The organism is Nocardiopsis sp. iso_186 (assembly GCF_056173365.1).
Genome location: NZ_CM149670.1, coordinates 3,834,171 through 3,857,941 on the forward strand (window position 1 = coordinate 3,834,171; position 23,771 = coordinate 3,857,941).

Here is a 23,771-nt window from a genome sequence, read left to right on the forward strand (position 1 = left end):
CCGGACACACGAAAGGCCGGGCACCCTGCGGGGAAGGGCGCCGGCCTGATCGTTGCGGACGGTGGGGGTTACCAGAAGACGGCGATGGCGACGTTGAGGATGGCCAGGACGCCGGCGATGACGGCGAGCCTGGTGGCGGGCTTGCGGAGGTTGAGCACGGCCACGACGGTGACGGCGACGGAGATCACGAGCTTGACGCCGATCTTGACGTGGTTGAAGTCGCCGTCGCCCATCTCACCCACGCCGACCAGGAGCAGGCCGGTGACGAGCTGGAGGAGGGAGCTGTGCAGGATCACCTTGGGCGACTTGGCGTGCCCGCTGATCAGCTGAAGGAGGAACCCGGCGACGATGCCCGCCATGCCGAGTAGGTGCAGGAATACGAGCGCGGAATAGACGATGTCCATGGCCCGCACGCTACTACGACGTGTAGGACACCTGTTCACCAGTAGGACATCGCCGCATCGGACGGTACCCGACCTGCGAGATCTCGATCGATACTCCCGCGGAGCAGGGCATGATCCGCCCGCCCCCGGGGCATCGCGCACCGCGGTGACAGGTGGGGACGGGCCCGGCATCGATCACGCGGCGATGCGAGCGGAGTGGGTGACGTCCCGGATCAGCCACCCATGCTGATGTATCCCATGGCTGCGGAGACGGCGAGGAAACCGACGATCGCGGTACCGGCAACCCAGAGTTTCGTCTTCACGGCGGGACTCCGATCTTTTGGGGTCACTGGGCAGGCTACGGGATACACCGGCTGGGGACCAGGGCTCTTTGCCGCTTTGCGCACGGTCCGTGCCGCCGTGGCGACACCGCGCCGCTGTCCTCGGCAGGTGTGCGACAGGGTGCGGCCTGCGGCGATCCGGTTGTCTTGAACCGGATCGAAGTCGGACAGGACTTTCAGGAGATCAGGCTCAGCCCCAGTTGTCGGCGAAGGTTCGGGAACAGCCGCCGCCACTGTCATCGGCGGTTGCAAAACGGTTGCCGCGCTGCTCCCACTCGACCGTGCCGTCGGGGTTCTTCTTGACGTACTTGTAGGTGAACGAGGTGCCCCCGGGCAGGGAGACCGTGCCCTTCCAGAGGGGGTAGTCGGTGGAGGAGAGCTTCACGGCTTTTCCCGGGTCCCAATTGCCGAGTTGGGCGACGGAGCCGACCACGTAGACCTCCTGGCCGTGCCAGGTGGTGACGGTGGGGTGGAAGCGGGCGGTGACGGCGGAGCATCCGCTGCCGCCTCCCCCTCCGCTGCCGCCGGCCGCGACGTTCCAGGTGACGTTGTAGGAGGCACCACCGGTACCGCTGCGATTGGGATCGTTCTCCCATTCGGCGGTGCCGCCGGGAGAGACCTTGACGAGCTTCCAGGCGAAGGGGCCGTCGATGTCGGCCGAACCCGTCCAGGTCGGATAGGTCGCCTCGTCGGTGCTCAGCTTCAGTCCGTCCCGAGGGTTCCACGAACCCAGTTCGGGCACGGAACCGACGGCATAGACCTCCTGGCCGTAGTCGGTGGTGACGTCGGCCGTGAACGAGGTGCTCCCCCCGCCCGGCGGCGGGCCGACCGGGCCGCAGCCGCCGGGGTCGAGGCACTCGGTCAGGGCCTCGATGTGCAGGGCCACGCCCCGGTTGGCGGGGATGGCGGCGGTGAAGGCGCCGTCCGAGACGGTGAGGACACCACCGGTGCACGCGTCGGCCTCGGCGTCGTAGGTGCCGCGGGCCACGTTGCAGTAGTCGCCGTCGGGCAGGCCGGTGGTGAACGTCTTGTCCCAGACGCTGGAAGTGGCGTTGAAAGCGGCGTAGCCGGCGGTGCCGCGGGCGAACCCGAGGCGGCCGTTGCCGTCGGTGGTCACGCTGCCGATGCCGTGGCCGTCCGTGGCGTTGCGGAAGCCCGCCATCCCCAGGACCTGCTCGTTACGGTGTTCGCAGATCCAGGCGGCGGAGTCGCAGTCGGTGGCGTTGGTGGTGCCGTTCGTCGAGCTCGGCGGCCCCTCGGCCTCCACGGAACCGAAGGCGTAGCTGGACATCAGCTGAGGCGTGCCGTAAGGGTGCGCCATCATGAACGCGTCCGCCAGGTAGTAGCGGTCGCCGTCCTTGTAGGTCAGCGTCGGGGTGGCGCGCTGGGTGTCGTGGTTGTCGATGAAGACGACCGCCTGGGCCGAGGTCAGGCCGCCGTAGTCGGGCATGGCGCCCAGGGAGGCGATGGTGCCGTCACTGAAGGCGGAGGCGACTGCGCGCTGGTAGTCGAAGTTGGTGACACCGCCGTAAGGGGCATAGGCGGTGTAGGGCACAGTGGCGTCGCCGTAGACCTCGTGGAAGAGGTCGGGACGGCCACCGAAACCGGGGACGTCGTGCAGCCGGTCGATGATGTCGGCGAGGTGCGCTTCCTGCACGTGCTTGGCCGCGTCCACCCGGAAGCCCGCGACCCCCAGGTCGATCACCGTGTTCATGTACTTGGCGATCATGCGTCGCACGTCGGCGTCGGCGGTGTTGAGGTCGGCCAGGCTCAACAATTCGCAGTTCTGGACCTCGGCCTTGTCGTTCCAGTTGGTGATCTCGCGGTAGCAGGGGCCGAAGTCCGCGCGGGTGTAGCTGTCGCCGGAGCCGTCGCCGAACAGGTCGGGATAGGAGTACTTCTCGAAGACGGTGCCGGCGCTGCCGGGGCCGGCACCGACCGATCCGGTTCCGCTCATGTGGTTGAGGACCATGTTGACGTAGATCTTGACCCCGGAGTCGCGGCAGCGCTCCACCATGTGAACGAATGCGGCGCGGTCGCCCCGCCTGGTCTGGTCGATCTTGTAGGAGACCGGCTGGTAGTCCTGCCACCAGGGGTAGGTCCCCCCTTCTGCGGCGGGGAGGACGACGTGCTCTTGGGGCGGGGAGACCTGGACTCCGCCCCAGCCGTTGGGGCCGAGGGTCGTCTCGCACTCCTCGGCGACGGAGTCCCAGCGCCATTGGAACAGGTGGACGATGGAGTCGCCGTTGGCCTCGACCGCCGCTTCCCGAGGCTGGGGCAGGGGGTCCGCGTGCGCGGTCGAGACGGCCGTCAGGGGGGTCAGGGACAGGACGAAGCCGAGGACGGCCGCCAGCAGGACGGCCAGTGGTCTGCGAACTGCTGTCATCACGCTCTCCAAAGCGAGACGGGGGGACTTCCCGAACGGGAGGAACACCGTGAGATGAAGCGAACCTGCAAGCGATGCAAGAACTTTCACAGTGAGACGAAGGTAACAACTGATCGCCGCTTTGTGAACTCCGCATTTCCGAGTGCACAAAAAAAGAAGTCCCTCGCAGCAAAATGATGCTTTTGCTTACTTTTCGCACGATAAGTTTGACATTCGGCAACTCGTTGACCATGCGCAAAAGCGACATGACCACCGCGACATCCAGCCCCCCGAGCACCACGCACCCCGGACGAATCCCTCACCCAGCGCACTCCCTTGCAGAGATTGCAAGTATTTGCAAAACCGTTGGTTGTCGCCTCGGAGGGGAGGGGCGGTACACGACATGGAGACGTCCGTCCGGCTGCCCCGCAGTGCCCCGCCGGCCCGACGGGACCGGACCGCGGTCTTAGCCGGCGGGCGGCACCACCCCGACGATGCGCGCCGTCTAAGGAGTTCGCCCGATGTGCGATCTGGCGTCTTAGCGAAAGTCTGTGGTCAGTCGGGCGGAACCACCCGCCCGAGCGAACCGAAGGACGGCAACCATGCACCCCGACATCACCCGCGCCCTGGCCGACGACCACCGCGCCGCGCTCATCCGGGAAGCACAGAACCGGCTGACCCGCCGTCAACGACTGATCGACGCCGCCGACCGTCGCCGGGACGCACGAACCCGCACGGGCGGTAGCGGGCATCGGAACAAGGGCCTGGCGGCCTGAGCGGTGGCCGCACGGCCGACCACCGCCCCGATTACCTGTACTGCGTGGCCCTCGCCCATCGGCGGGGGCCACGAGCCGTTCAGACGGTCCAGCGGTTGGTGATGGGCAACCGGCGGTCCCTGCCGAAATTGCGCTTGCTGACCTTGGGGCCGGGCGGATACTGGCGGCGCTTGTACTCGGCGCGGTTGACCAGGCGGATCATCCGGTCCACCAGGTCGGCGTCGTGCCCGGCCGCGACGAGCTCGGCACGGCCGAGGTCCGTCCCGACGTAGTCGTCCAGCAGTGCGTCGAGGACGGGATAGTCCGGCAGCGAGTCGGTGTCGAGCTGTCCGGGACGCAGTTCGGCGCTGGGCGGTTTGGTGATGGAGTTCTCCGGGATCGGGGCCGTCTCCCCCCCGCGCTCGGCCTCGGCGTTGCGCCAGAGCGCCAGTTCCCAGACCAGTGTCTTCCAGGCGTCCTTGATCGGCGCGAAACCGCCCGCGGAGTCCCCGTAGAGCGTGGAGTAGCCTGCGGCCAGTTCACTCTTGTTCCCGGTGGTCAGGACAAGATGGCCCTCCTGATTGGACAGTGTCATCAGTAGCTGGCCGCGGACGCGCGCCTGGAGGTTCTCCGCCGCGAGCCCGTCGATCTTGACGGCGTCCTCGAAGGCGTTGACCATCGGCCCCACCGCCACGGTTCGGCCGTTGATGCCCTGGCGCCGCACGAGCTCCTCCGCGTCGGAGACGGAGTGGTCGCTGGAGTAGCGGCTGGGCATGAGCACCGCGTGCACCAGTTCCGGGCCGATCGCATCGGCGGCGATCGTGGCCACCAGGGCGGAGTCGATACCACCCGACAGCCCGAGGATGACCGAACCGAACCCGTTCTTGCGGACGTAGTCGCGGGTCCCCAGGACAAGCGCCGAGTAGACCTCCGCGATGTCGTCCAATCGGGGCTCCACGACGTGCGGGCGCACGGCGAAGGAGGGCACCGGTTCCTCGGAGAGGAGGTGGCGTTCCACCGTGATGCCGCCGCTGACGGCCCCCCACACGCCGGGGCCGCCTGAAGCAGGGAGATCGAGATCGGTGACCAGCAGATTCTCGTCGAACTGCGGGGCGCGTGCCAGGAGCTCACCGGAAGCGTCCACCACGAGGGAGTCCCCGTCGAACACCAATTCGTCCTGGCCGCCGACCAGGTTGACGTAGGCGAGCGCCGCGTCGGCCTCGCGCGCGCGCCGGGCGCACAGTTCCAGACGCTGGTCGTCCTTGTCCCGCTCGTAGGGCGAACCGTTGAGGACGACGAGCAGCCCCGCGCCGGCGTCGCGCACCGCGGCCACCGGGCCGCCGTCCTGCCAGAGGTCCTCGCAGATGGCGAAGGCAACATCGATCCCGTGCAGGCGTACAACGGGCAGGATGTCGCCGGGGACGAAATAGCGGAACTCGTCGAAGACGCCGTAGTTGGGCAGGTGGTGCTTGGCCGAAGTGAACACCACGCGGCCCTTGTGCAGCATCGCCACGGCGTTCTGCGGTGCCCCGGTGGGCTGGCCGAGCCGGGTGACGGCGTCGGCGCGCCTGCTCAGGAAGCCGGTCACCACGGGGAGATCGCCCAGTCCCTCGTCGGCGAGGCGCGCGGCGAGGGCATGCGCGGCCTCGATGGAGGCGTCCGCGAACGTCCGGCGCAACGCCAGGTCCTCGACCGGGTAACCGGTGAGCATCATCTCCGGGAAGACGACCAGGTGGGCGCGCTCCCCCACGGCGCGTCGCGCGTAGTCCACGACGAGTCCGCAATTACCTTCCAGGTCACCGACAGTGGGGTTGACCTGGGCCATAGCTATTCGCAGTTGTGCCACGCGCACGAGCCTAACGAACCCCTCTCGGACCAGCGGCGACAACCCTCCGGGGTGAAGCCGCACCGGCCTTGCGCCCCGCCTCCACCTCCCTTGGGGCACCCTCGGTTAACGTCGAGGTAACCCCCACCAGGCACACTTGTACTGAGGTGTCTGGTAGGAACGCTTCAGGCGTCCTTGGACCGTATGAGGAAGGTGGACCGTGAACCGACAGCAGGAATTCGTGCTCCGGACTTTGGAGGAGCGCGATATCCGCTTCGTGCGCCTGTGGTTCACCGACGTGCTCGGCTACCTCAAATCGGTGGCCGTGGCGCCGGCTGAGTTGGAGGCGGCTTTCGCCGAGGGCATCGGGTTCGACGGCTCAGCGATCGAGGGCTTCGCCCGGGTGCACGAGGCCGACATGCTCGCCCAACCCGACCCCACGACGTTCCAGGTGCTGCCCTGGCGCAACGAGCCGCACGGAACCGCCCGGATGTACTGCGACATCCTCATGCCCGACGGGACACCCAGTTACGCCGACCCCCGGCACGTGCTCAAGCGGCAGCTGAGCAAGGCCTCGGACCTCGGGTTCACGTTCTACACGCACCCCGAGATCGAGTTCTACCTGCTGAAGAAGAAGCCCGAGTACGGCGAGTTCCCCGAGCCCAACGACGACGGCGGGTACTTCGACCACACCCCGCACAACAGCGCGCACGACTTCCGGCGCAACGCCATCATGATGCTGGAGGACATGGGCATCTCGGTGGAGTTCAGCCACCACGAGGGCGGCCCCGGCCAGCAGGAGATCGACCTGCGCTACGCCGACGCGCTGACCACCGCCGACAACGTCATGACGTTCCGGCTGGTCATGAAGGAGGTGGCGCTGGAGCAGGGCATCTACGCCACGTTCATGCCCAAGCCGTTCACGGAGTTCCCGGGCTCGGGCATGCACACCCACCTGTCGCTGTTCGAGGGCGATCGCAACGCCTTCTACGAGCCGGGCGCGGACTACCAGCTGTCCAAGGTCGGTCGGGGCTTCATCGCGGGCCTGTTGGCCCACGCATCGGAGATCACCGCGGTGTGCAACCAGTACGTGAACTCCTACAAGCGGCTGTGGGACAACGCGGCGGCCTCGGCGGGCATGGGCGGCGAAGCGCCGGCCTATGTGTGCTGGGGGCACAACAACCGCTCGGCCCTGGTGCGGGTTCCGATGTACAAGCCCACCAAGAGCAACTCCAGCCGGATCGAGTTCCGCTCGCTGGACTCGGCCTGCAACCCCTACCTGGCCTACGCGCTGATCCTGGCGGCGGGCCTGAAGGGGATCGAGGAGGGCTACGAACTGCCCCCCGGCGCCGACGACGACGTGTGGGCGCTCACCGACTCCGAGCGCCGAGCGCTGGGCATCACGCCCCTGCCGCAGAGCCTGGACGAGGCGATCCGGGTCATGGAGGGCAGCGAACTGGTCGCCGAGACCCTGGGCGAGCACGTCTTCGACTTCTTCCTGCGCAACAAGAAGGCTGAGTGGGAGTCCTACCGTCGCCAGGTCACGCCCTACGAGCTGCAGCGCTACCTGCCGACCCTGTAAGCCGCACCGTGCGCGAAGCGGTCCCGAGCGGCCTCACCGGTACTCGAATCCGGTGGGGCCGCGGTACGCGGCCGGGCGGCACTGCGGATCGTGGAGCGCACGCGCCTGGAGTTCGCACGGCCCATGACCGGGTTCGACCGATCGTGAACTCGGCCGGTTTCCAGAACCACTTCCCTCCCGGCGTGCGCCACGGGCGACGGTCCCCGCCTGCACTGCGCCCGTCGGGGGCAGGGTTGACCCCACCGAACACGAGGAGTACTGACGGGGGCCGACCGCACCGCGCTCACCCCATACCCAACTCACGGGCACGCACGGCCGCGGCGTTGCGGTTGGTGACCTCCAGCTTGGCGAAGAGGTTGGACACGTGCACACTGACCGTCTTGGGGGAGATGGACAGCGTCCGTGCGATCTCGCGGTTGGTGCGTCCTTTGGTGAGGCCGGCAAGAACCTGGGCTTCCCGCGGGGTGAGACCGGAGATCGCCGCCGGTGTGCCTCCTGCGACCTCTGTCGCGAGTCGCCGGAGGCGCGCCGATCCCGTCTTGGCGGCGATTCGCCGGACTTCGGCCAGCCGCCGTGCGGCTTCGGCACGGTCCCCGACAGCCGCGGCGACCCGTGCCCCCTCGGCCAGCGCGGCGGCCGTTTCCAGTGGCCGTCCCGCGCTGTGCCATGACCGGGCGGCCGTGTCCCACTGCTCCAGTTGCGCATGGTGGTCCGCGCACAGCAGCGCCTCTACCTCCGCCGCATAGGCTGCCTCGGTGTCGTCGGTGAGCATGAGGTCCTCGACGAGCGCGCGCACCCCCAGGCGCAACTGTTCGCGATCCCCGGGTGAGATCCCGTGCTCGGCCGGCGCGCCCGCCGCCCGATGCCAGAGTTCGGCTCCGATGCGGGCCAGCCAACCGAAGAGGTAGACCGGTAGGTCGCGCTCCTGCCGGTCGCGAAGCAGCCGCTCCAGCCTGCGCCGGCAGGGCCCGAGGTCGCCGTGGATCAGGTCCAGCCGCAGCACGACCAGTTGCCATCGGACGAACTCTCGAAAGCGCAGCGGTTCCGTCGCCCCGGCATCGATCTCGGCCAGGCACTCCCGGGCGAGGTCGAGGTCGTCCTGCCAGATGGCGATCTCCGCCCCCAGCACGAGCCCTCTGAAGCGCAGTGCCCTTGCGGTCAAGCGCGGCAGGGTTTCCTCGGCGTAGCGGGCCGCAGCGTCCAACCGTCCCATGTGCAGGTTGATGAGCGCCAGGCTCCACTCCTGGAACGGACGCAGGCCGTCGCGGTCCCCGTGCCGCTCCTTGCCCCCGAGAAGCCGCAGGCCCTCGGTGAAACGCCCCTGAGTCGTGTACAGGACCCCTATGTTGTTGAGCGCCCGATCCTTCAACCGGGAGGAGCCGATGGCAAGGGCGATCTCCCGCCCCTGGTTCAGCAGCACCATCCCCTGTTCGGGGTCGTCGCCGAGGTCGCCGCGCACGCTTCCCATCGTGATGAGTGCGCTCGCCTCACTGGCCCGGTCACCCACCTCCCTGGCCAGCCGCAGCGTCTCCTGGGCGACGTTCCACGCCTCCTCGCCCGCTCCGCGCAGCATGAGTTCGGCTGCCAGGCTCGACATCAGCTTGGCCCGGTCGTCATGCCCGGCGGGCAGGACGCGAAGTGCGTCGCGCAGGTCGGCCAGGGACTGTTCGTGGGCCGTGTCCTTGTACGCTTCCCCGCGCACGTGCAGTAGATGGGCGACGCGCACGGCGTCGGTCCCGGCCGTGGGGCCGGCCGGGACCGATGCGGCCAGTTCGTCCAGGGCCGCAGTGGCATAGCGCACGGCACGCTCGGCCTCGTCGGCGACGATGGCGGTGCGCGCTGCGCGGTGGAGCGTTTCGACGTGGTCGTGCCCGACCCGCGCGGCGGCGTCGGGAACCAGTTCCCACAGCTCCAGCACCCGCTCCAGCATGTGCAGTCGTTCGGGGTGGGCCAGCGCGCCGCCCGCCTCCTCGGCCGCGCGCCATGCCGCCCCCAGGGCGCGGGGCAGGTCGTGCGCGGCGTAGGCGTGGTGGGCGAGCCTGGTGACCAGGCGCGTCACCGGCAGGGCGGACACCGCGTCGGGGTCGTCGATCAGCTCGGACAGTGCCATCACGTAGCGGCGGTGCAACCTCACCCGTTCGCCGGGCAGGAGGTCCTCGTGGACGGCCTCGCCGAGCAGGGTGTGGCGGAAGGCGTAGCCCTCGCCGTCGGTGCGCAGGACGTTGGTATCGATAGCGGCACGCAACGCGGCCTCCAACACCTCCTCGGGCATGTCTGCGACGGTTGCGAGCAATCGGTGGTTGACGCGGTCGCCTCCCAGTGCCGCGAGTTTGACCACGAAGCGAGCGGTTTCGTCAAGGCCGCGCAGCACACCCAGGAAGAGCTCACGGGGGCCGTCGGGCACGCGCGGATCCCCCACGTCGGGCAGTTCGAGGAGGGACTCGACGAACAGCGGGTTGCCGCCGCTGCGGGCGTAGAGGAGGTCGAGGACGCGGGGGGCGAGGTCGGCGCCCCTGATTCCGGCGGCTTGGCGGGCGACCTCCGCGCGCGACAGTGGGGACAGTTCAACCCTGGTCACCGCTGGCAGGCGCTCCAGTTCGGGTAGCAGACGGCGCAGCGGGTGAAGGCGGTGCAGGTCGTCGGTCCGGTAGCTGATCAGGAGCTGGACCGGTGCACGGTACAGGTTGCGGAGGAGGAAGACGAGGAGGTCGCGGGTGGAGCGGTCGGCCCAGTGCAGGTCCTCGACGACGAGGGTGAGCCCGTCGCTGCCGGCCCGGGATTCCAGCAGAGCCAGGACCTCCTCGAACAGCTGTCCCCGGCCCTCGTCGGAGTCGGTGGGGCGAAGGCCGAGCTCGGGCAGTAGTCGGGGCAGTTCGCGGGAGTGGTCCGAGGGGGCGGGGGCCTCGCGCACCAGCCGGCGCAGCGCGGTGACGAACGGGGCGAATGGCAGGCCGTCCACGCCCAACTCCAGGCAACCGCCGGTGACCACTCGACCCATCGGCGCCTGGGCCGCGTACTCGCGCAGCAGCCGGGACTTGCCGACCCCGGCGTCCCCGGCCACGAGGACAGCGGTCGCTGCCTCGCGGCGGGCGCGATCCGCGTCCTCCAGCAACAGACGGATCTCGGCCCTCCGACCGACGAACAGGGGACTCCGGTCACGCTGGTCCATGGAACCCAAGGATGTCAGCCGGCGGTCGCCCGAGAGGGCTGCGACGCCGACCGGTCCCGGCCGTTTCTCGTCGGCCGGTCGCTCCTGCGGGGCAGCGACGGGAGCGACCGGGCCAGTCGCTCGTTGCGTGCCCGGGAACGGGTCGTCTCCTGGTACTGGCGGGCCAGTTCTGCCGCATGGTTGACGTGGTTCATGGTGATCGCTCCCGATGACTGGGTTTCCGAGTGTTTTCACCCGTTCGACTCCGAGCCTGTGGCTAAGGCCACAGGCGGCGCCATCGGAAGATCGCCCTAGATCCACCCGCCCCGGACGGGGTGTGCCTTAGCCGATGTGACCGGCCCGGCCTCCCCCACCGGACGACGGCAACGGCGGGGTTGGGGGCCGCTCGGAAAGCCTCCGGCTGAACGGTCCGATCTCACTTCCAGGCCGGATGGAACAAGACGCCGAATTGGTTGTAAAAACGAGGAAAGACCGTTCAACCGACCGTGCGATGATGAGCCTTGCCGGCGTCATCCGCGCCGGAAATCGTGACCGACACGTCCGGGGACGCCCGTTCAGCGGCGCTTCGAGACAACGAAGGAAACGCTATGAGCAACACACCCTCCACGACCGCTCTCTACGGCGGCGTCACCAACCGCCGCGTGACCGTGCGCGACCTCGCCCTGGCCAAGCAGCGCGGGGAACGCTGGCCGATGCTCACCGCCTACGACGCCCTGACGTCGCGGGTCTTCGACGAGGCGGGCATTCCGGTGCTCCTGGTCGGGGACTCCGCCGCGATGGTGGTCTTCGGCTATGACTCCACTCTCCCCGTCACCATCGACGACATGGTGCCCCTGACCGCCGCGGTGTCGCGCTCCACCAAGCGCGCGCTGGTCGTGGCCGACCTCACCTTCGGCTCCTACCAGGGCTCGGCGGAGCAGGCACTGGCCGCGGCCTCGCGCCTGATGAAGGACGGCGGCGCCCAGGCGGTGAAGCTGGAGGGCGGCCGCCGGATCGCACCCCAGGTGGAAACCCTGGTGAGCGCGGGTATCCCGGTGATGGGCCACATCGGCCTGACCCCGCAGTCGGTGAACGTGCTGGGCGGGTACCGGGTCCAGGGGCGCGGCGAGGCGGGTGCGGACCTGCTGGCCGACGCCAAGGAACTGGAACGTGCGGGTGCCTTCGCGGTGGTGCTGGAATGCGTTCCCGCCGACCTCGCAGCCGAGGTCACGGCGCAGCTCACCATCCCCACCATCGGTATCGGCGCGGGCGTGCACACTGACGCCCAGGTTCTGGTGTGGCAGGACATGGCCGGGCTCACCCCGCACGTGGCCAAGTTCGTCAAGACCTACGCCGACCTCGGCGCCAGCCTGACCGCGGCTGCACGTTCCTACGCAGAGGAAGTGGTCGCGGGGACCTTCCCCGAGGAGCGGCACTCCTACAGCTGAGTACCGCCGCGGTGACACGACCGCCCGGGGGCCACGGCTCCCGGGCGGTCTGGTTTATGCTGCCCACAACTTAAAACCGAATGCTACTCGGTAGTAGTGTTGGGTCCGTTCTGGCGAGCGAGACAGCGGAGGCTTCCCATGCACCTCTCCATGCCCATGGGCTACTCGGGCGACATCAAGCAATCGGTGGACCAGGTGGTCGAGCTTGAGAAGGCCGGGCTGGACACCGTGTGGGTGGCCGAGGCGTACGGGTACGACAGCCCGACCCTCATGGGCTACCTCGCGGCGCGTACCGAGCGTGTCACCATCGGGGCGGCGATCATCCCGCTCTACACCAGGACCCCCAGCCTGATCGCACAGACCGCCGCCGGTCTGGACTACCTCTCCGACGGTCGGGCCATCATCGGCCTGGGCGCCAGTGGTCCACAGGTGATCGAGGGCTGGCACGGTGTCCCCTACACCAAGCCTCTCGCCCGAACCCGGGAGATCATCGAGATCTGCCGCTCGGTGTGGGCCCGGGAGACACCCCTGACCCACGAAGGCAAGGTCTACACCCTGCCGCTGCCGGCCGAGCAGGGCACCGGCCTGGGCAAACCACTCAAGATCATCAATCACCCGGTACGTCCGTCCATCCCGTTGTACGTGGCCGCGCTGGGCGAGAAGAACGTGGAACTGACCGCGGAGGTCGCCGACGGGTGGCTTCCGCACCTGTTCATCCCGGAGAAGGCCGCAAGCGTGTGGGGGGCCTCCCTGGCCGCCGGGCGGGCGAAGCGGGATCCGGGACTGGGCGAACTCCAGATCGCGGCGGGCGGCATGATCGCGATCGGCGAAGGCCCCGAGACCAAGAAACTGCTGGACTTCGCCCGGCCGACGATCGCGCTGTACGTGGGCGGCATGGGCGCCAAGGGCAAGAACTTCTACAACTCGCTGGCCCAGCGTTACGGCTACGAGGAGGCAGCGGCCACCATCCAGGACCTGTACCTGGCCGGCAAGAAGGACGAGGCCGCCGCCGCGGTGCCGGACGAGATGGTGGAGCTGATCAACCTGGTGGGCCCGGAGTCCTACGTCCGCGAGCGCATCGAGGCGTTCCGCGAGGCAGGGGTGACCCACCTGAACCTGATCCCGGCCACCGACGACCCGGTGGCGCTGGTCGAGAAGGTCCGGAGCTGGCTGTAGCCGCTTCTGCCTCCCCCGTTCGGTGGGTGGGCCACCGCAGGTTCGCGCCCCGCCCACCGGACCGGTACCGCCACTGCGTCACACGTGGGTGATCCGGATTCCCGCGTGCGTCTTGTAGCGGCGGTTGACGGAGATGAGGTTCGCGGTGAGCGCCTCGACCTGATGGGCGTTGCGCAGCCGGCCGCCGAAGATGCCGCGCACCCCGGGAATGCGTGCGGCAAGCGCGCGCACGGTGTCGGCGGCCGCGCGGTCGTCCCCCAGGACCAGGACGTCCAGGTTGACCTCGGCGACCTCCGGGTCGAGCAGGACCACGGCCGAGACGTGGTGGAAGGCCGCGACCACGCGGCTGTCGGGGAGGACGGCGGCAGCCTGTTGCGCCGCGCTGCCCTCCTCGACCGGCAGCGCATAGGCGCCTTGCTTGTCGAAGCCCAGCGGATTGACGCAGTCCACCACGATCTTGCCGGCCAGGACCTCCCTGAGGGAGGCGAGCAGGTCGCGGTGACCGTCCCAGGGCACGGCCGCGATCACGACGTCGGCCGCCGCGGCGGCGTCGGCGTTGGCCAGTCCGCGCACCGGCAGGTCGGCGCCGAGCCCGTCGGCCGCGTCCTGGGCACGCTGTGCACTGCGCGAGCCGAGAATGACGTCGTGCCCGGCGAGAGCGAACCGACGCGCCAGGCCGCGGCCCTGGTCACCGGTCCCACCGAGGATCGCGATGGAGAGTCCGCTGACATCGGGCGCGTCGTGGGGAGAGGTCTGAGCTGTCATGGCACCGATCATGGCACCCGAGCGGCCTCGGGTCACGGACCGCCCCCACCACAACCGAATCCGACTCGGGTTACGTCCTCGGCCGGCGCCGAGGAGCCGTCCTCAATCGCGGTTCCACTCCTCGTCGGCCTCGTCCCAGTTCTTGTTGCGCTCGGCCGCGGTACTCAGTGCGGCCTGCGCCGCGGCCTTGTCGGGGTAGGGCCCCATGCGGTCCTTGCCCGGGCTTCCCGGCCCGTACTCGACCTGATTGGTCTTCAGGGAGTACCACCACTGGCTGCCATCCCCCGCACTGGTGCCGTGCTCGGCCACGAACGCCTCCTGATATCCGTCTGCGTACTGCGTCCGCCCCGGACGTCGTCCGCCCCGGGCTCTTGAGGTCCCTACCCCGCTCGCGCCCGATCCACCGGCGATCGCGGCGCGCGTTGGACCCGGGAGCCTTAACTACAATTGCTGTCCATGACTACCCCGCTGGTTCCCGGGCGAATCTCGCCCCAACGCACGGTTCCGCCGTCGATCCCCCGCCCCGAGTACGTGGGCAAGAAGCACCCCGTCGAGGGCGTGCTGGGCGACGTCCAGACCGCGGAGACCATCGAGGCCATGCGCGTGGCCGGACGCATCGCGGCCCAGGCGCTGGAAGAGGTCGGGCGCAACGTCCGTCCCGGTGTCACCACCGACGAACTCGACCGCATCGGGCACGAGTTCCTGTGCGACCACGGCGCCTACCCCAGCACCCTCGGCTACAAGGGCTACCCCAAGTCGCTGTGCTCCTCGCTCAACGAGGTCATCTGTCACGGGATCCCCGACGACACGGTCGTCTCCGACGGCGACATCGTCAACATCGACATCACCGCCTACATTCACGGCGTGCACGGCGACACCAACGCCACTTTCCCGGCCGGTGACGTTGACGAGGAGTCCCGCCTGCTGGTCGAGCGCACCCGCGAGGCGACCGCCCGCGCGATCAAGGCGTGCCGTCCGGGCCGACAGGTCAACGTGATCGGCCGGGTCATCGAGTCCTACGCCAAACGGTTCGGCTACGGGGTGATCCGCGACTTCACCGGCCACGGCGTCGGGCCGGAGTTCCACTCCGGCCTGGCGGTGCCGCACTACGACGACCCGCGCGCCGACACCGTGCTCGTCCCCGGCATGACCTTCACCATCGAGCCCATGATCACCTTGGGCACCATCGACTACGACATCTGGCCCGACGGCTGGACCGCGGTCACCCTGGACCGCAAACGCACCGCACAGTTCGAGCACACCCTCGTGATCACCGACGACGGCGTGGAAATCCTCACGTTGCCCTAGACGCGGCCCCGGGTCCACCGTCGCCGCCGGGGGTGGCGTTAGGCTCGGGCCTCGTGAAGATCCTCATCTCCGCCGACATGGAAGGCGCGACCGGAGTCACCTGGCCCGCCGACGTGGAGCCCGGCACCGAGCAGTGGCAGCGCTGCCGCGCCATGTTCACCTCCGACGTGAACGGCGCCATCGCGGGGTTCTTCGACGGCGGCGCCACCGAGGTCCTGGTCAACGAGGCGCACGCGACCATGCGCAACCTGCTGCTGGAGCGTCTGGACGAGCGTGCCGCCATGCTGACCGGACGGCACAAGGACCTCACCATGGTGGAGGGCGTGCAGCACGGCGACGTTGACGGGGTGGTGTTCCTCGGCTACCACTGCGGTGCGGGCACCGAAGGCGTCCTGGCCCACACCTATCTGCCCAACTCCATCACGGGGGTCTGGCTGGACGGCGAACCCGCGAGCGAGGGCCGGCTCAACGCGCGGGTGGCCGCGGAGTACGGCACCCCGGTGGTCCTGGTCACCGGGGACGACCGTGCCTGCGCCGACGCCCTCGGTTACGCGCCCGGTGCCCGAACGGTCGCGGTGAAGGACTACGTCTCCCGCTATGCGGCGGTGTGTCGCCCCCCGGCCCGTACCTTCGCCGACATCTCCCGGGAGGCCGCGGCAGCGGCGCTCCTGGCCAAACGGCACCCACCCGCGGCACCGGCGCCCATGACGGTGGAGGTCGAGGTGGACGCCGCCCAACTGGCCGGCGCCGCAGCGATGGTGCCGGGAGTGGAACAGGTCGGCGAACTACGGGTCCGCTACACCTCGTTCGACGCCTACACGATGATCCGGTGCTTCAAGGCGGTGACGACGCTGATCTCGGCGGCCGTGGAGAAGCACTACGGCTAGGCGCGTGGTCCGGCCCGCAGAAAGCAGTGAGTGAGGAGCCCCACGATGCAGGAGTCCGTCAACTGGAACACGGCCGACGACGAGGTCGTCCGCTTCACCTCGGACCTGATTCGGATCGACACCACCAACCGGGGAGGCGGCGACTGCGTGGAACGTCCGGCGGCCGAGTACGCCGCCGGTCTCCTGGCCGAGGCGGGCCTGGAACCCCTGTTGCTGGAATCCGCGCCGGGCCGGACCAACGTGGTGGTCCGGATTCCCGGCAGCGATCCGGGGGCCGACGCCCTGTTGGCGCACGGCCATCTCGACGTGGTACCGGCCGACCCGGCGCACTGGCAGTTCCACCCGTTCTCCGGGGAGGTCAGCGACGGCACGGTCTGGGGCCGGGGCGCGCTGGACATGAAGAACACCGTGGCCACACTGGTGGCCCTGGTCAGGGAGTGGGCGCGCAGCGGTCGGCGTCCGCGCCGCGACCTCGTACTGGCCCTGACCGCCGACGAGGAGGACAGCGCCGCGTACGGCTCGGACTGGCTGGTTCGCGAGCACGCCCAGCTGTTCGAGGGATGCACGGAGGCCATCGGGGAATCCGGCGCCTACACCTTCCACGCCACCGACTCGGCCGGTGAACCGGTTCGGCTGTACCCGGTGGCTGCCGGAGAGCGCGGCAGCGCCTGGCTTCGGTTGAGCGCACACGGCACTGCCGGGCACGGCTCCAAGGTCAACCGGGACAACGCGGTGGGCGCGGTGGCTGCCGCGGTGGCCCGCATCGACGCCCATGAATGGCCGGTGCACCTGACCCCGGTGACCAGGGCGGCGATTACCGGTATCGGCGCGGCCCTGGGCGTGCACACCGGTCTGGACGCCCCCGGTTTCGATCCCGCTCGCGACCTGGACGCCGTGGTGGCACGGTTGGGGCCGGCCGGACGACTGGTGGCCTCCAGCGTGCGCAACAGCGCCAACCCCACCATGCTGTCGGCCGGCTACAAGGTGAACGTGATTCCGGAGTCGGCCTCGGCCGGGGTGGACGGGCGCATGCTTCCGGGCGCCGAAGAGGAGTTCGTCACCGCGTTGGACGCCCTGACCGGCCCCCGGGTGGACTGGGAGTTCGCCCATCGTTCAACGGCACTGCTGTCACCGGTGGACGCCCCGGTGTTCACCCAGATGGAAAAGGCCCTCCTGGAGTACGATCCGCAGGCGCACGTGGTGCCGTTCTGCATGTCCGGCGGCACCGACGCGAAGCAGTTCGCCACCCTGGGAATCAGGGGCTACGGGTTCACCCCGTTGCTGCTTCCTCCGTCCCTGGACTACAACGCCCTTTTCCACGGGATCGACGAGCGGGTTCCCGTGTCGGCGCTGCACTTCGGGCTCCGCGTCCTCGACCGGTTCCTCACCGAACCGGCCTGATCGCGCCCTCGTCCGGTTGAACCGGTGTTCCTGTGCGATTCCCGGCGGTCGGTCAACACGATCGGGCACTCTGAACAGTGTTGGCGCCGATTTTCACAGAGAGGGAGAGCCCCCGTGCACCAGAGCCCCATTGCTCACGGCTCGTGGCCGTCCCCGATCGACGCCGCGCTGGTGGCGCGGCACGACGGGGCGCCCGGCTGGCCCGCGGTCCTGGGCGAGGAGGTGTGGTGGACCACGCCGTTGCCGCAGGAGGGCGGCCGGGTCTCACTGTGCCGAACCCGGCTGGACAGTGTTCTGGATTCCCCTGAGACGGTGCTCCCCGCACCATGGAACGTGCGCAGCCGGGTGCACGAGTACGGTGGCCGTCCCTATCTGCTGCTCCCGGGGCACGACGGACCGACCCTGGTGTTCAGCGAGTACGGCGACCAGAGGCTGTACCGCTACGAACCGGGCCGGGCGCGGCACCCGCACGACCCGTCTCCGGGGCCGGTGGCGCTGCCGACCCCGTTGACGCCGGAGCCCCGGCTGCCCTCTGGCACGCGTTACGTGGAACCGATCGCGGGGCCGGGCGGCGAGGAGGTGTGGTGTGTCCGCGAGACACACACCGGATCCGCACCCACCGACGTGGTACGCGACCTCGTCGCGGTTCCCCTGGACGGCTCGGCCGCCGAGGCCCCCGACGCCGTCCGGGTCCTGGTGCGCGACACCCACTTCCTGTGCTGCCCACGGGTGTCCCCCGGCGGAGGACGCCTGTCCTGGATCGGCTGGGAGCACCCGGCGATGCCCTGGGACTCAACGCTGTTGCGTGTGGCCGACCTGGACGCGGGGTCAGTGGTGGGTGAGCCGCGCACGGTGGCTGGCGGCCCCGACGAGGCGGTCGTCCAGGCCGAATGGAGCGATCCCGACACGCTGTACTACGTGTCGGACCCCCAGGGCTGGTGGCATCCGCACCGGATCGACTTCACCGCGGGAGGGCGGCCCGTCTCGGCGGGGGCGTCGCTCGTGGCGGATTCCCCCGAGGAGTTCGGCGGTGCGCTGTGGCTGTTGGGATCGTCCTGGCTGGCCCCCATGGAAGACGGCCGCCTGGCGGTGGTGCACGGGCGTGCCGCAACATCCCTGGGCCTGCTCGACCCCGGTACCGGCACACTCGCCGACGTCAACACCCCGCACACCGAGTGGTTCTCGCGATTGGCGGTGGCCGGGGACTTCGTGGTCGGGGTGGCGGCGTCCCCGACACTGCCCGCAGAGGTGGTGCGGGTGGGGCCGAAGGGGTACCAGTCGCTGAGCCGACCGAGCGCTCCCGTCGAGAGCGTCCACGCCGATTACCTGCCCCGGCCCGAGGCACGGGTCTTTCCCGGGGTGGGCGGACGCGAGGTCCACGCCAACGTCTACCCTCCGTACAATCCTCGCGCCCGGGGGCCGGAAGGCGACCTTCCACCGTTCGTGGTCTTCGTGCACGGGGGCCCCACCAGTCGCAGGCCCATGGTGCACGACCTTGAGGTCGCCTACTTCACCAGTCGGGGCATCGGCGTGGCCGAGGTCAATTACGGCGGTTCCACCGGGCACGGACGTGCCTACCGCAACCGACTGCGCGAGGAGTGGGGTGTGGTGGACGTACAGGACTGCGTCTCGGTGGCCGAGGCTCTGGCCGCGGAGGGTGCGGCCGACCCCGAGCGGCTCGGGATCCGCGGCGGCAGCGCGGGGGGCTGGACGAGCGCGGCAGCGCTGGTGTCCTCCACCGTGTTCGCGTGCGCCACCATCAAATACCCGATCCTGGACCTCACCGGGTGGCGGACGGGCGAGACCCACGACTTCGAGTCGCAGTACCTGGAGACCCTTGTGGGCGGTTGGCCGCAGGAGCGGCAGCGCTACTCGGAGCGTTCACCGGTGAACCGGGCCGAAACGGTCGGCGTGCCGTTCCTGCTCATGCAGGGCCTGGAGGACGCGATCTGCCCACCGGTGCAGTGCGAGCGCTTCCTGGAACGCATCGCCGGCCGCGGCGTCCCGCACGCCTACCTGGCCTTCGAGGGCGAACAGCACGGTTTCCGGCGGGACTCCACCATCATCGCCGCGCTGCACGCGGAGCTGTCGCTGTACGCCCAGGTGTTCGGGTTCCAGAGCGACGCACCCGACGTGGAGCTGAACGCGTGAGGACCGTCCCCCAACTGCGCAGGCCGCCCCGCTTGCGTCCGGGTATGCGGGTGTCGGTGGTGGCGCCGTGCAGTCCGATGCCGCGCGAACGACTGGAGCGCGCGTGTTCGATCGTCGAGGCCTGGGGTTTGGAGCCGGTCCTGGGAGAGCACGTGCTGGACCGGCACCCGCGGCTGCCCTACCTGGCCGGGCTGGACTCCGACCGCGCCGCCGACCTTCAGGCGGCGTGGCTGGATCCCACGACGTCGGCGGTGCTGTGCGCGCGTGGGGGCAACGGTGCGCACCGGGTGGTGGACCTGCTGGACTACTCGGCGATGCGGACGGTGGCACCCAAGGTGTTCGTGGGCTACAGCGACGTGACCGCGCTGCACGAGGCGTTGGCGATGGAGCTGGGCGTGTCCACCTTGCACGGACCGGTGATCGCAACTCGGGAGTTCCTGGAGGAGGAGGCGACTGCGGAGGGGTTGCGCGCGACCCTGCTCGACCCGGATTCCCTGGTGAAGCTCACCTCTCCCGGAGCCGAGACACTGGTACCGGGTACCGCGCGGGGGGTGACGTTCGGGGGGAACCTGAGCCTGCTCAGCGACGGGTTGGCCACTCCGCACAGCCGGCTCTCGGGGACGGGCGGCATCCTGCTGCTGGAAGACGTCAGCGAGGACGTCTCCCGGATCGACCGGATGTTGGGCCAGCTGCTGCGCACCGGCTGGCTGTCGGGGGTCGCCGGTATCGCACTGGGCTCGTGGCGGGACTGCACGCCCGGCCCCGACGTGGTGCGTGCGCTGCTGGTCGAACGGTTGGCTCCGTTGGGCGTCCCCGTGGTGGGGGACCTGGGGTTCGGGCACTGCCCCGTCCAACTGACCGTGCCGCTGGGCGCCATGGCCACCCTCGACGCCGACGCAGCGACGCTGACCCTGGACGCCCCCGCGCTGGCCTGACTCCTTGCGCGGCCCGACGTCGGTCGGTCGTCCCGAGGACATCTCCTACTTTCGGCCTAACCCGATTCCAACCTCATGGACGAGGACTTCTCACCCGATTCCACGCATACTCGAAGGAGAGGCCCAGACACACCAGAGTGGGGGAAGCACGATGGCCACGGCACAGTTGAGTGGAAATGCCGGCGTCTGGGGGCTCCACGGAGCCACACGCTTCGAACACCGGCGGGCGCCGACCCGGCTGCGAACCTTGTGGTCCGTCACGAGCGGTGTCCTGGGCGCGCTGTTCGCGGCCGAGCTGGTGCTGCCCGAAGCCGACCCCGATGAGGTCCGCTCCCTGCTCGTCGAGCTGGGCCGCCTGGACGCCTCGGCCCTGCCCGCCGAGCGGACGGTTGCACTGGAGGCGTTCCAGGCGGACAAGGGGCTGCCGGTGAACGGAGTCGCCGACGGCCGCACCGTCTCCGGGCTCATGCGGTCCGTCTCCGAAGTCCGGGAACTGCGCGAACTCGGTTTGTGAGCCGCCGCCAAGGATCAGGCGGCCGTTGCCCACTGGTCCCCGACGTTTCTGCTCGGGGAACCTCAGCCGTGACGCCGGCTCCGGACGGGCGCGACAGCAGGAGGGCGCCCCGGACGACCGGTCGTTGAGATGGCGGCCTAGTCCAGGAAAGCGCGCAGCAGTGCGCTGGTGCCGTCGAGGTGTTCGGTGACCGCGGCCCGAGCGGCCTCGGGGTCGCGGGCCTGGATGGCGGCGACGATCGCGGCGTGCTGGGCGCGGCTGTGCTCCAGGTTCTTGGCCAGCATCGGCATGGCGTTGAGCAGGTCGTTGACGCGCATGCGGGCGTCGGCCAGAGCAGAGGTCAGCGTCACCGAACCCGTGAGCTCGGGGAGGGTGAGGTGGAAGGCGGTGTCGCGGCGGCGGTAGTCCTCGATGGTCGCGTCCTCTGCCTCGGACATCCGCGCGATTAGGGTCTGCTCCTGCTCCGCGCTGAGCCCTCGGGCCGCCAGGAGAACTGCGCTGCCCACTTCCAGGGCGAGGCGGAAGGTGAACAGGTCGTCGAGGCCGGAGTCCATCTGGCGCAGGAGCCGCTGGGCCTCGGCCCGGCTCGGGCGGGGCGGCACGTAGGTCACGAAGGTGCCACCGAAACGGCCGCGCCGGGACTCCACGTAGCCGGCCTCTTGGAGAGCGCGGATCGCTTCGCGCAGCGTGATGCGGCTGACCCCCAGCCGGGCGGACAGCTCGCGCTCAGCGGGGAAGCGTTCGCCGCGCGGCACCACGCCCAGCTTGATCGCCGAGAGCATGCGCTCGACGGTCTCCTCGAAGGCGTTGCCCGCGCGTACCGGGCGAAAAACCGCCTCGGCCGTCGGCTCGCCGGGCCCGGCCCCGTGCTCGGACCGCGACTCGCCCACACCGACCTCGCACTCGCTCACGCAGCGCGTCCCCGACGGCTACTTTCTGCTGTTGACGACTACCACCATAGGACGGGAGCCGGCGGCGAAGGACCGGGCCCGCGCCGCCGGCGCGGCGGCCTACTTCAGCTCGGACTCGGCCTTCTCCAGCAGCGCGAACTCCTCCTCGGGTGCGTTGGCCACCAGTCGGTGACGCGAGTAGAACCAGAAGTAGGCGAGGAAGACCACGAAGATCGCCGCGGTGATCCCCGCACCGACCATGTCCACGAAGAAGGTGGCCGCCACCGCGCACAGCGCGAGCACGAAGGCGATTCCGGTGGTCACCGTTCCGCCGGGCGTGCGGTAGGGGCGCTCCAGGTCGGGTTCGCGGCGGCGCAGCACGATGTGCGACAGCGTCATCAGGACGTAGGACACCGTCGCGCCGAACACCGCGATGTTGATCAGTTGGTCGCCGTTGCCCACGGCGGTGGCCAGCAGGAAGCCGATCGTTCCGGGGACGATGAGCGCCAGGTAGGGGGTCTTGCGCTTGCCGGTGACCGACAGCCAGCGGGGCAGGTAACCGGCCCGGCTGAGCGCGAAGAGCTGGCGCGAGTAGGCGAAGATGATGGAGAAGAAGCTCGCGACGAGGCCGGCCAGTCCCACGTAGTTGACGAAGTCGGCCAGCAGGGTGTTGCCGCCGTATGCCTGGCGCAGCGCCTCGGGCAGCGGGTTGGTCAACTCCGACATCAGTGCCGCGCCCGCGCCGCCCGGGGCGAGCACGAGCATGCAGGCACCGGTGATGATCAGCACCGTCATTCCACCGATGATGCCGCGCGGCATGTCGCGCTTGGGGTCGCGCGCCTCCTCCGCTGCCAGGGGGACCCCTTCGATGGCCAGGAAGAACCAGATGCCGAACACGAACGCGCCGAGGACGCCCGCGTAGCCGAAGGGCAGGAACTCGCTGGCTCCCAGGGCGTCGGTGGGCGCGATGTCGAAGAGGTTGGTGGGGTCGAACTTGGGGACCATGCCGATGATGAAGGCGACGAGGGCGACCATCGCCACTCCGGTGATGACGAACATCAGCCGCAGCGCCTCCCCCACGCCCCACAGGTGGATGCCCACGAAGATCAGGTAGCAGGCGAGGTAGACGACCCACGCGGGGGTCCCGCCCAGCAGGCCCAGGGCCTCGACGTAACCACCGATGAAGACGGCGATGGCCGCCGGTGCGATGGCGTACTCGATGAGGATCGCGGTCCCGGTGGCAAACCCCCCGAGCGGCCCCAGCGCGCGGCGGGCGAACCCGTATCCCGCACCCGCGGTGGGGAGTGCGGAGGCGAGTTCGGCCAGGCCGAACACCATGAACAGGTACATCATGCCCATGAGGACGAAGGCGATGAGCAGGCCGCCCCACCCGCCCTCGGCAAGACCGAAGTTCCATCCGGCGAAATCGCCGGAGATGACGTAGGCGACCCCGAGCCCGGCGAGGAGGACCCAGCCGGCCGCGCCCTTCTTCAGCTGCCGTTTTTGCAGGTAGTCCGCGCTGGCGGTGGAGTAGTCCGCGCCCTGGATGTGGACGTGTCTCGTACTGTCGTCGTCTGCCACTTGTCTGTCCGCCTCACTCGTGCGTCGTGGTGGCCCCGACCGCCCCGCCCCCGCCCTTCGGCCCCACCCCCGAAAGGTATTAGGTCGGTCCATTGCCGATAGCCGATGATGATGCGGCGGTCGCGCGAAGCGTGTCAAGCATGCGACCGATTTCCCCACCCTCACACGATCGGGATCTGATCGGGTTTCGGCCTGGTTAAGACCGGTTGCCGACCGATCCGTCATTGACATCGGGCGCCGCGGCCTGCTTCTATTCGCTCAATGGTCTGGTCCTGAACCTTAAAGAACCGCGGTGGCGGCCGCGCAGGAGACGCGA

The 23,771-nt window shown here is 69.4% G+C and carries 19 protein-coding genes; 10 read left to right on the forward strand and 9 right to left on the reverse strand.

Going from position 1 to position 23,771, the window contains the following annotated elements; genetic code table 11:
• Positions 1–68: 68 nt before the first annotated feature.
• Both AC0VYP_RS16860 and AC0VYP_RS16865 read right to left on the reverse strand, forming a co-directional pair.
• Positions 69–404, reverse strand: coding sequence for a hypothetical protein (locus tag AC0VYP_RS16860; protein WP_285756979.1), 336 nt, complete (start codon positions 402–404; stop codon positions 69–71).
• A gap of 510 nt (positions 405–914) precedes the next feature.
• A complete protein-coding gene (locus tag AC0VYP_RS16865; RefSeq protein WP_475470633.1) occupies positions 915–3,110 on the reverse strand; it encodes a carbohydrate-binding module family 20 domain-containing protein in 2,196 nt (731 codons plus the stop codon).
• A gap of 581 nt (positions 3,111–3,691) precedes the next feature.
• On the opposite strand from AC0VYP_RS16865, the gene AC0VYP_RS16870 reads away from it, so the two are divergent.
• Positions 3,692–3,865: a hypothetical protein gene (locus AC0VYP_RS16870; protein WP_285756981.1), complete on the forward strand. Its 174-nt coding sequence runs from the start codon at positions 3,692–3,694 to the stop codon at positions 3,863–3,865.
• Between the two features lie 79 nt (positions 3,866–3,944).
• Here AC0VYP_RS16870 and AC0VYP_RS16875 read toward each other — a convergent pair whose 3' ends face one another.
• Positions 3,945–5,669, reverse strand: a complete 1,725-nt coding sequence (locus AC0VYP_RS16875) for an NAD+ synthase (protein WP_475474273.1) — start codon at positions 5,667–5,669, stop codon at positions 3,945–3,947.
• Between the two features lie 220 nt (positions 5,670–5,889).
• Between AC0VYP_RS16875 and AC0VYP_RS16880 the strand changes: the two genes are divergently transcribed.
• Positions 5,890–7,251: a glutamine synthetase family protein gene (locus tag AC0VYP_RS16880; protein WP_285756983.1), complete on the forward strand. Its 1,362-nt coding sequence runs from the start codon at positions 5,890–5,892 to the stop codon at positions 7,249–7,251.
• Positions 7,252–7,534: 283 nt separating this feature from the next.
• Here the strand turns inward: AC0VYP_RS16880 and AC0VYP_RS16885 are convergent, their stop codons facing one another.
• Both AC0VYP_RS16885 and AC0VYP_RS16890 read right to left on the reverse strand, forming a co-directional pair.
• Positions 7,535–10,420, reverse strand: a complete 2,886-nt coding sequence (locus AC0VYP_RS16885) for a helix-turn-helix transcriptional regulator (RefSeq protein WP_475470635.1) — start codon at positions 10,418–10,420, stop codon at positions 7,535–7,537.
• Positions 10,421–10,434: 14 nt separating this feature from the next.
• Complete coding sequence (locus AC0VYP_RS16890) at positions 10,435–10,614, reverse strand: hypothetical protein (RefSeq protein WP_475470636.1); 180 nt, start codon at positions 10,612–10,614, stop codon at positions 10,435–10,437.
• 393 nt (positions 10,615–11,007) lie between these two features.
• Here AC0VYP_RS16890 and panB point away from each other — a divergent pair, with 393 nt between their 5' ends.
• Both panB and AC0VYP_RS16900 read left to right on the forward strand, forming a co-directional pair.
• A complete protein-coding gene (panB, locus tag AC0VYP_RS16895; RefSeq protein ID WP_285756986.1) occupies positions 11,008–11,847 on the forward strand; it encodes a 3-methyl-2-oxobutanoate hydroxymethyltransferase in 840 nt (279 codons plus the stop codon).
• Positions 11,848–11,985: 138 nt separating this feature from the next.
• Positions 11,986–13,023, forward strand: coding sequence for an LLM class F420-dependent oxidoreductase (locus AC0VYP_RS16900; protein ID WP_285756987.1), 1,038 nt, complete (start codon positions 11,986–11,988; stop codon positions 13,021–13,023).
• Between the two features lie 78 nt (positions 13,024–13,101).
• Here AC0VYP_RS16900 and npdG read toward each other — a convergent pair whose 3' ends face one another.
• Both npdG and AC0VYP_RS16910 read right to left on the reverse strand, forming a co-directional pair.
• On the reverse strand, positions 13,102–13,788 hold the full coding sequence (gene npdG, locus AC0VYP_RS16905; protein WP_475470638.1) for an NADPH-dependent F420 reductase: 687 nt from the start codon (positions 13,786–13,788) through the stop codon (positions 13,102–13,104).
• A gap of 102 nt (positions 13,789–13,890) precedes the next feature.
• Positions 13,891–14,097 (reverse strand): hypothetical protein, encoded by a 207-nt coding sequence (locus AC0VYP_RS16910; protein ID WP_475470639.1) that lies wholly within the window; start codon positions 14,095–14,097, stop codon positions 13,891–13,893.
• Between the two features lie 147 nt (positions 14,098–14,244).
• On the opposite strand from AC0VYP_RS16910, the gene map reads away from it, so the two are divergent.
• The 6 genes from map to AC0VYP_RS16940 all read left to right on the forward strand — a co-directional run bounded on the left by map (position 14,245) and on the right by AC0VYP_RS16940 (position 20,984).
• Positions 14,245–15,096, forward strand: coding sequence for a type I methionyl aminopeptidase (gene map / locus AC0VYP_RS16915; RefSeq protein WP_285756990.1), 852 nt, complete (start codon positions 14,245–14,247; stop codon positions 15,094–15,096).
• Positions 15,097–15,149: 53 nt separating this feature from the next.
• Positions 15,150–15,983 carry a M55 family metallopeptidase gene (locus AC0VYP_RS16920; protein ID WP_285756991.1) on the forward strand — a complete coding sequence of 278 codons (834 nt, stop codon included), beginning with the start codon at positions 15,150–15,152 and terminating at the stop codon, positions 15,981–15,983.
• Between the two features lie 45 nt (positions 15,984–16,028).
• Positions 16,029–17,384: a M20/M25/M40 family metallo-hydrolase gene (locus AC0VYP_RS16925; RefSeq protein ID WP_475470640.1), complete on the forward strand. Its 1,356-nt coding sequence runs from the start codon at positions 16,029–16,031 to the stop codon at positions 17,382–17,384.
• A 114-nt stretch (positions 17,385–17,498) separates the two neighbouring features.
• Entirely contained in the window at positions 17,499–19,535 is a 2,037-nt protein-coding gene (locus AC0VYP_RS16930; protein ID WP_475470641.1) for a prolyl oligopeptidase family serine peptidase, read from the forward strand.
• Positions 19,532–20,470, forward strand: a complete 939-nt coding sequence (locus AC0VYP_RS16935) for a S66 peptidase family protein (RefSeq protein ID WP_432707403.1) — start codon at positions 19,532–19,534, stop codon at positions 20,468–20,470. Before AC0VYP_RS16930 ends, AC0VYP_RS16935 begins: the two co-directional genes overlap by 4 nt.
• Positions 20,471–20,621: 151 nt before the next feature.
• The gene (locus AC0VYP_RS16940) at positions 20,622–20,984 is read left to right on the forward strand and encodes a hypothetical protein (RefSeq protein ID WP_475470643.1); all 363 of its coding nucleotides are present in this window, start codon (positions 20,622–20,624) and stop codon (positions 20,982–20,984) included.
• A 137-nt stretch (positions 20,985–21,121) separates the two neighbouring features.
• Here AC0VYP_RS16940 and AC0VYP_RS16945 read toward each other — a convergent pair whose 3' ends face one another.
• Together AC0VYP_RS16945 and eat are read right to left on the reverse strand one after the other, a co-directional pair.
• Complete coding sequence (locus tag AC0VYP_RS16945; RefSeq protein ID WP_475470644.1) at positions 21,122–21,895, reverse strand: FadR/GntR family transcriptional regulator; 774 nt, start codon at positions 21,893–21,895, stop codon at positions 21,122–21,124.
• Positions 21,896–21,994: 99 nt separating this feature from the next.
• Entirely contained in the window at positions 21,995–23,455 is a 1,461-nt protein-coding gene (gene eat / locus AC0VYP_RS16950; protein WP_475470645.1) for an ethanolamine permease, read from the reverse strand.
• Between the last annotated feature and the right edge of the window lie 316 nt (positions 23,456–23,771).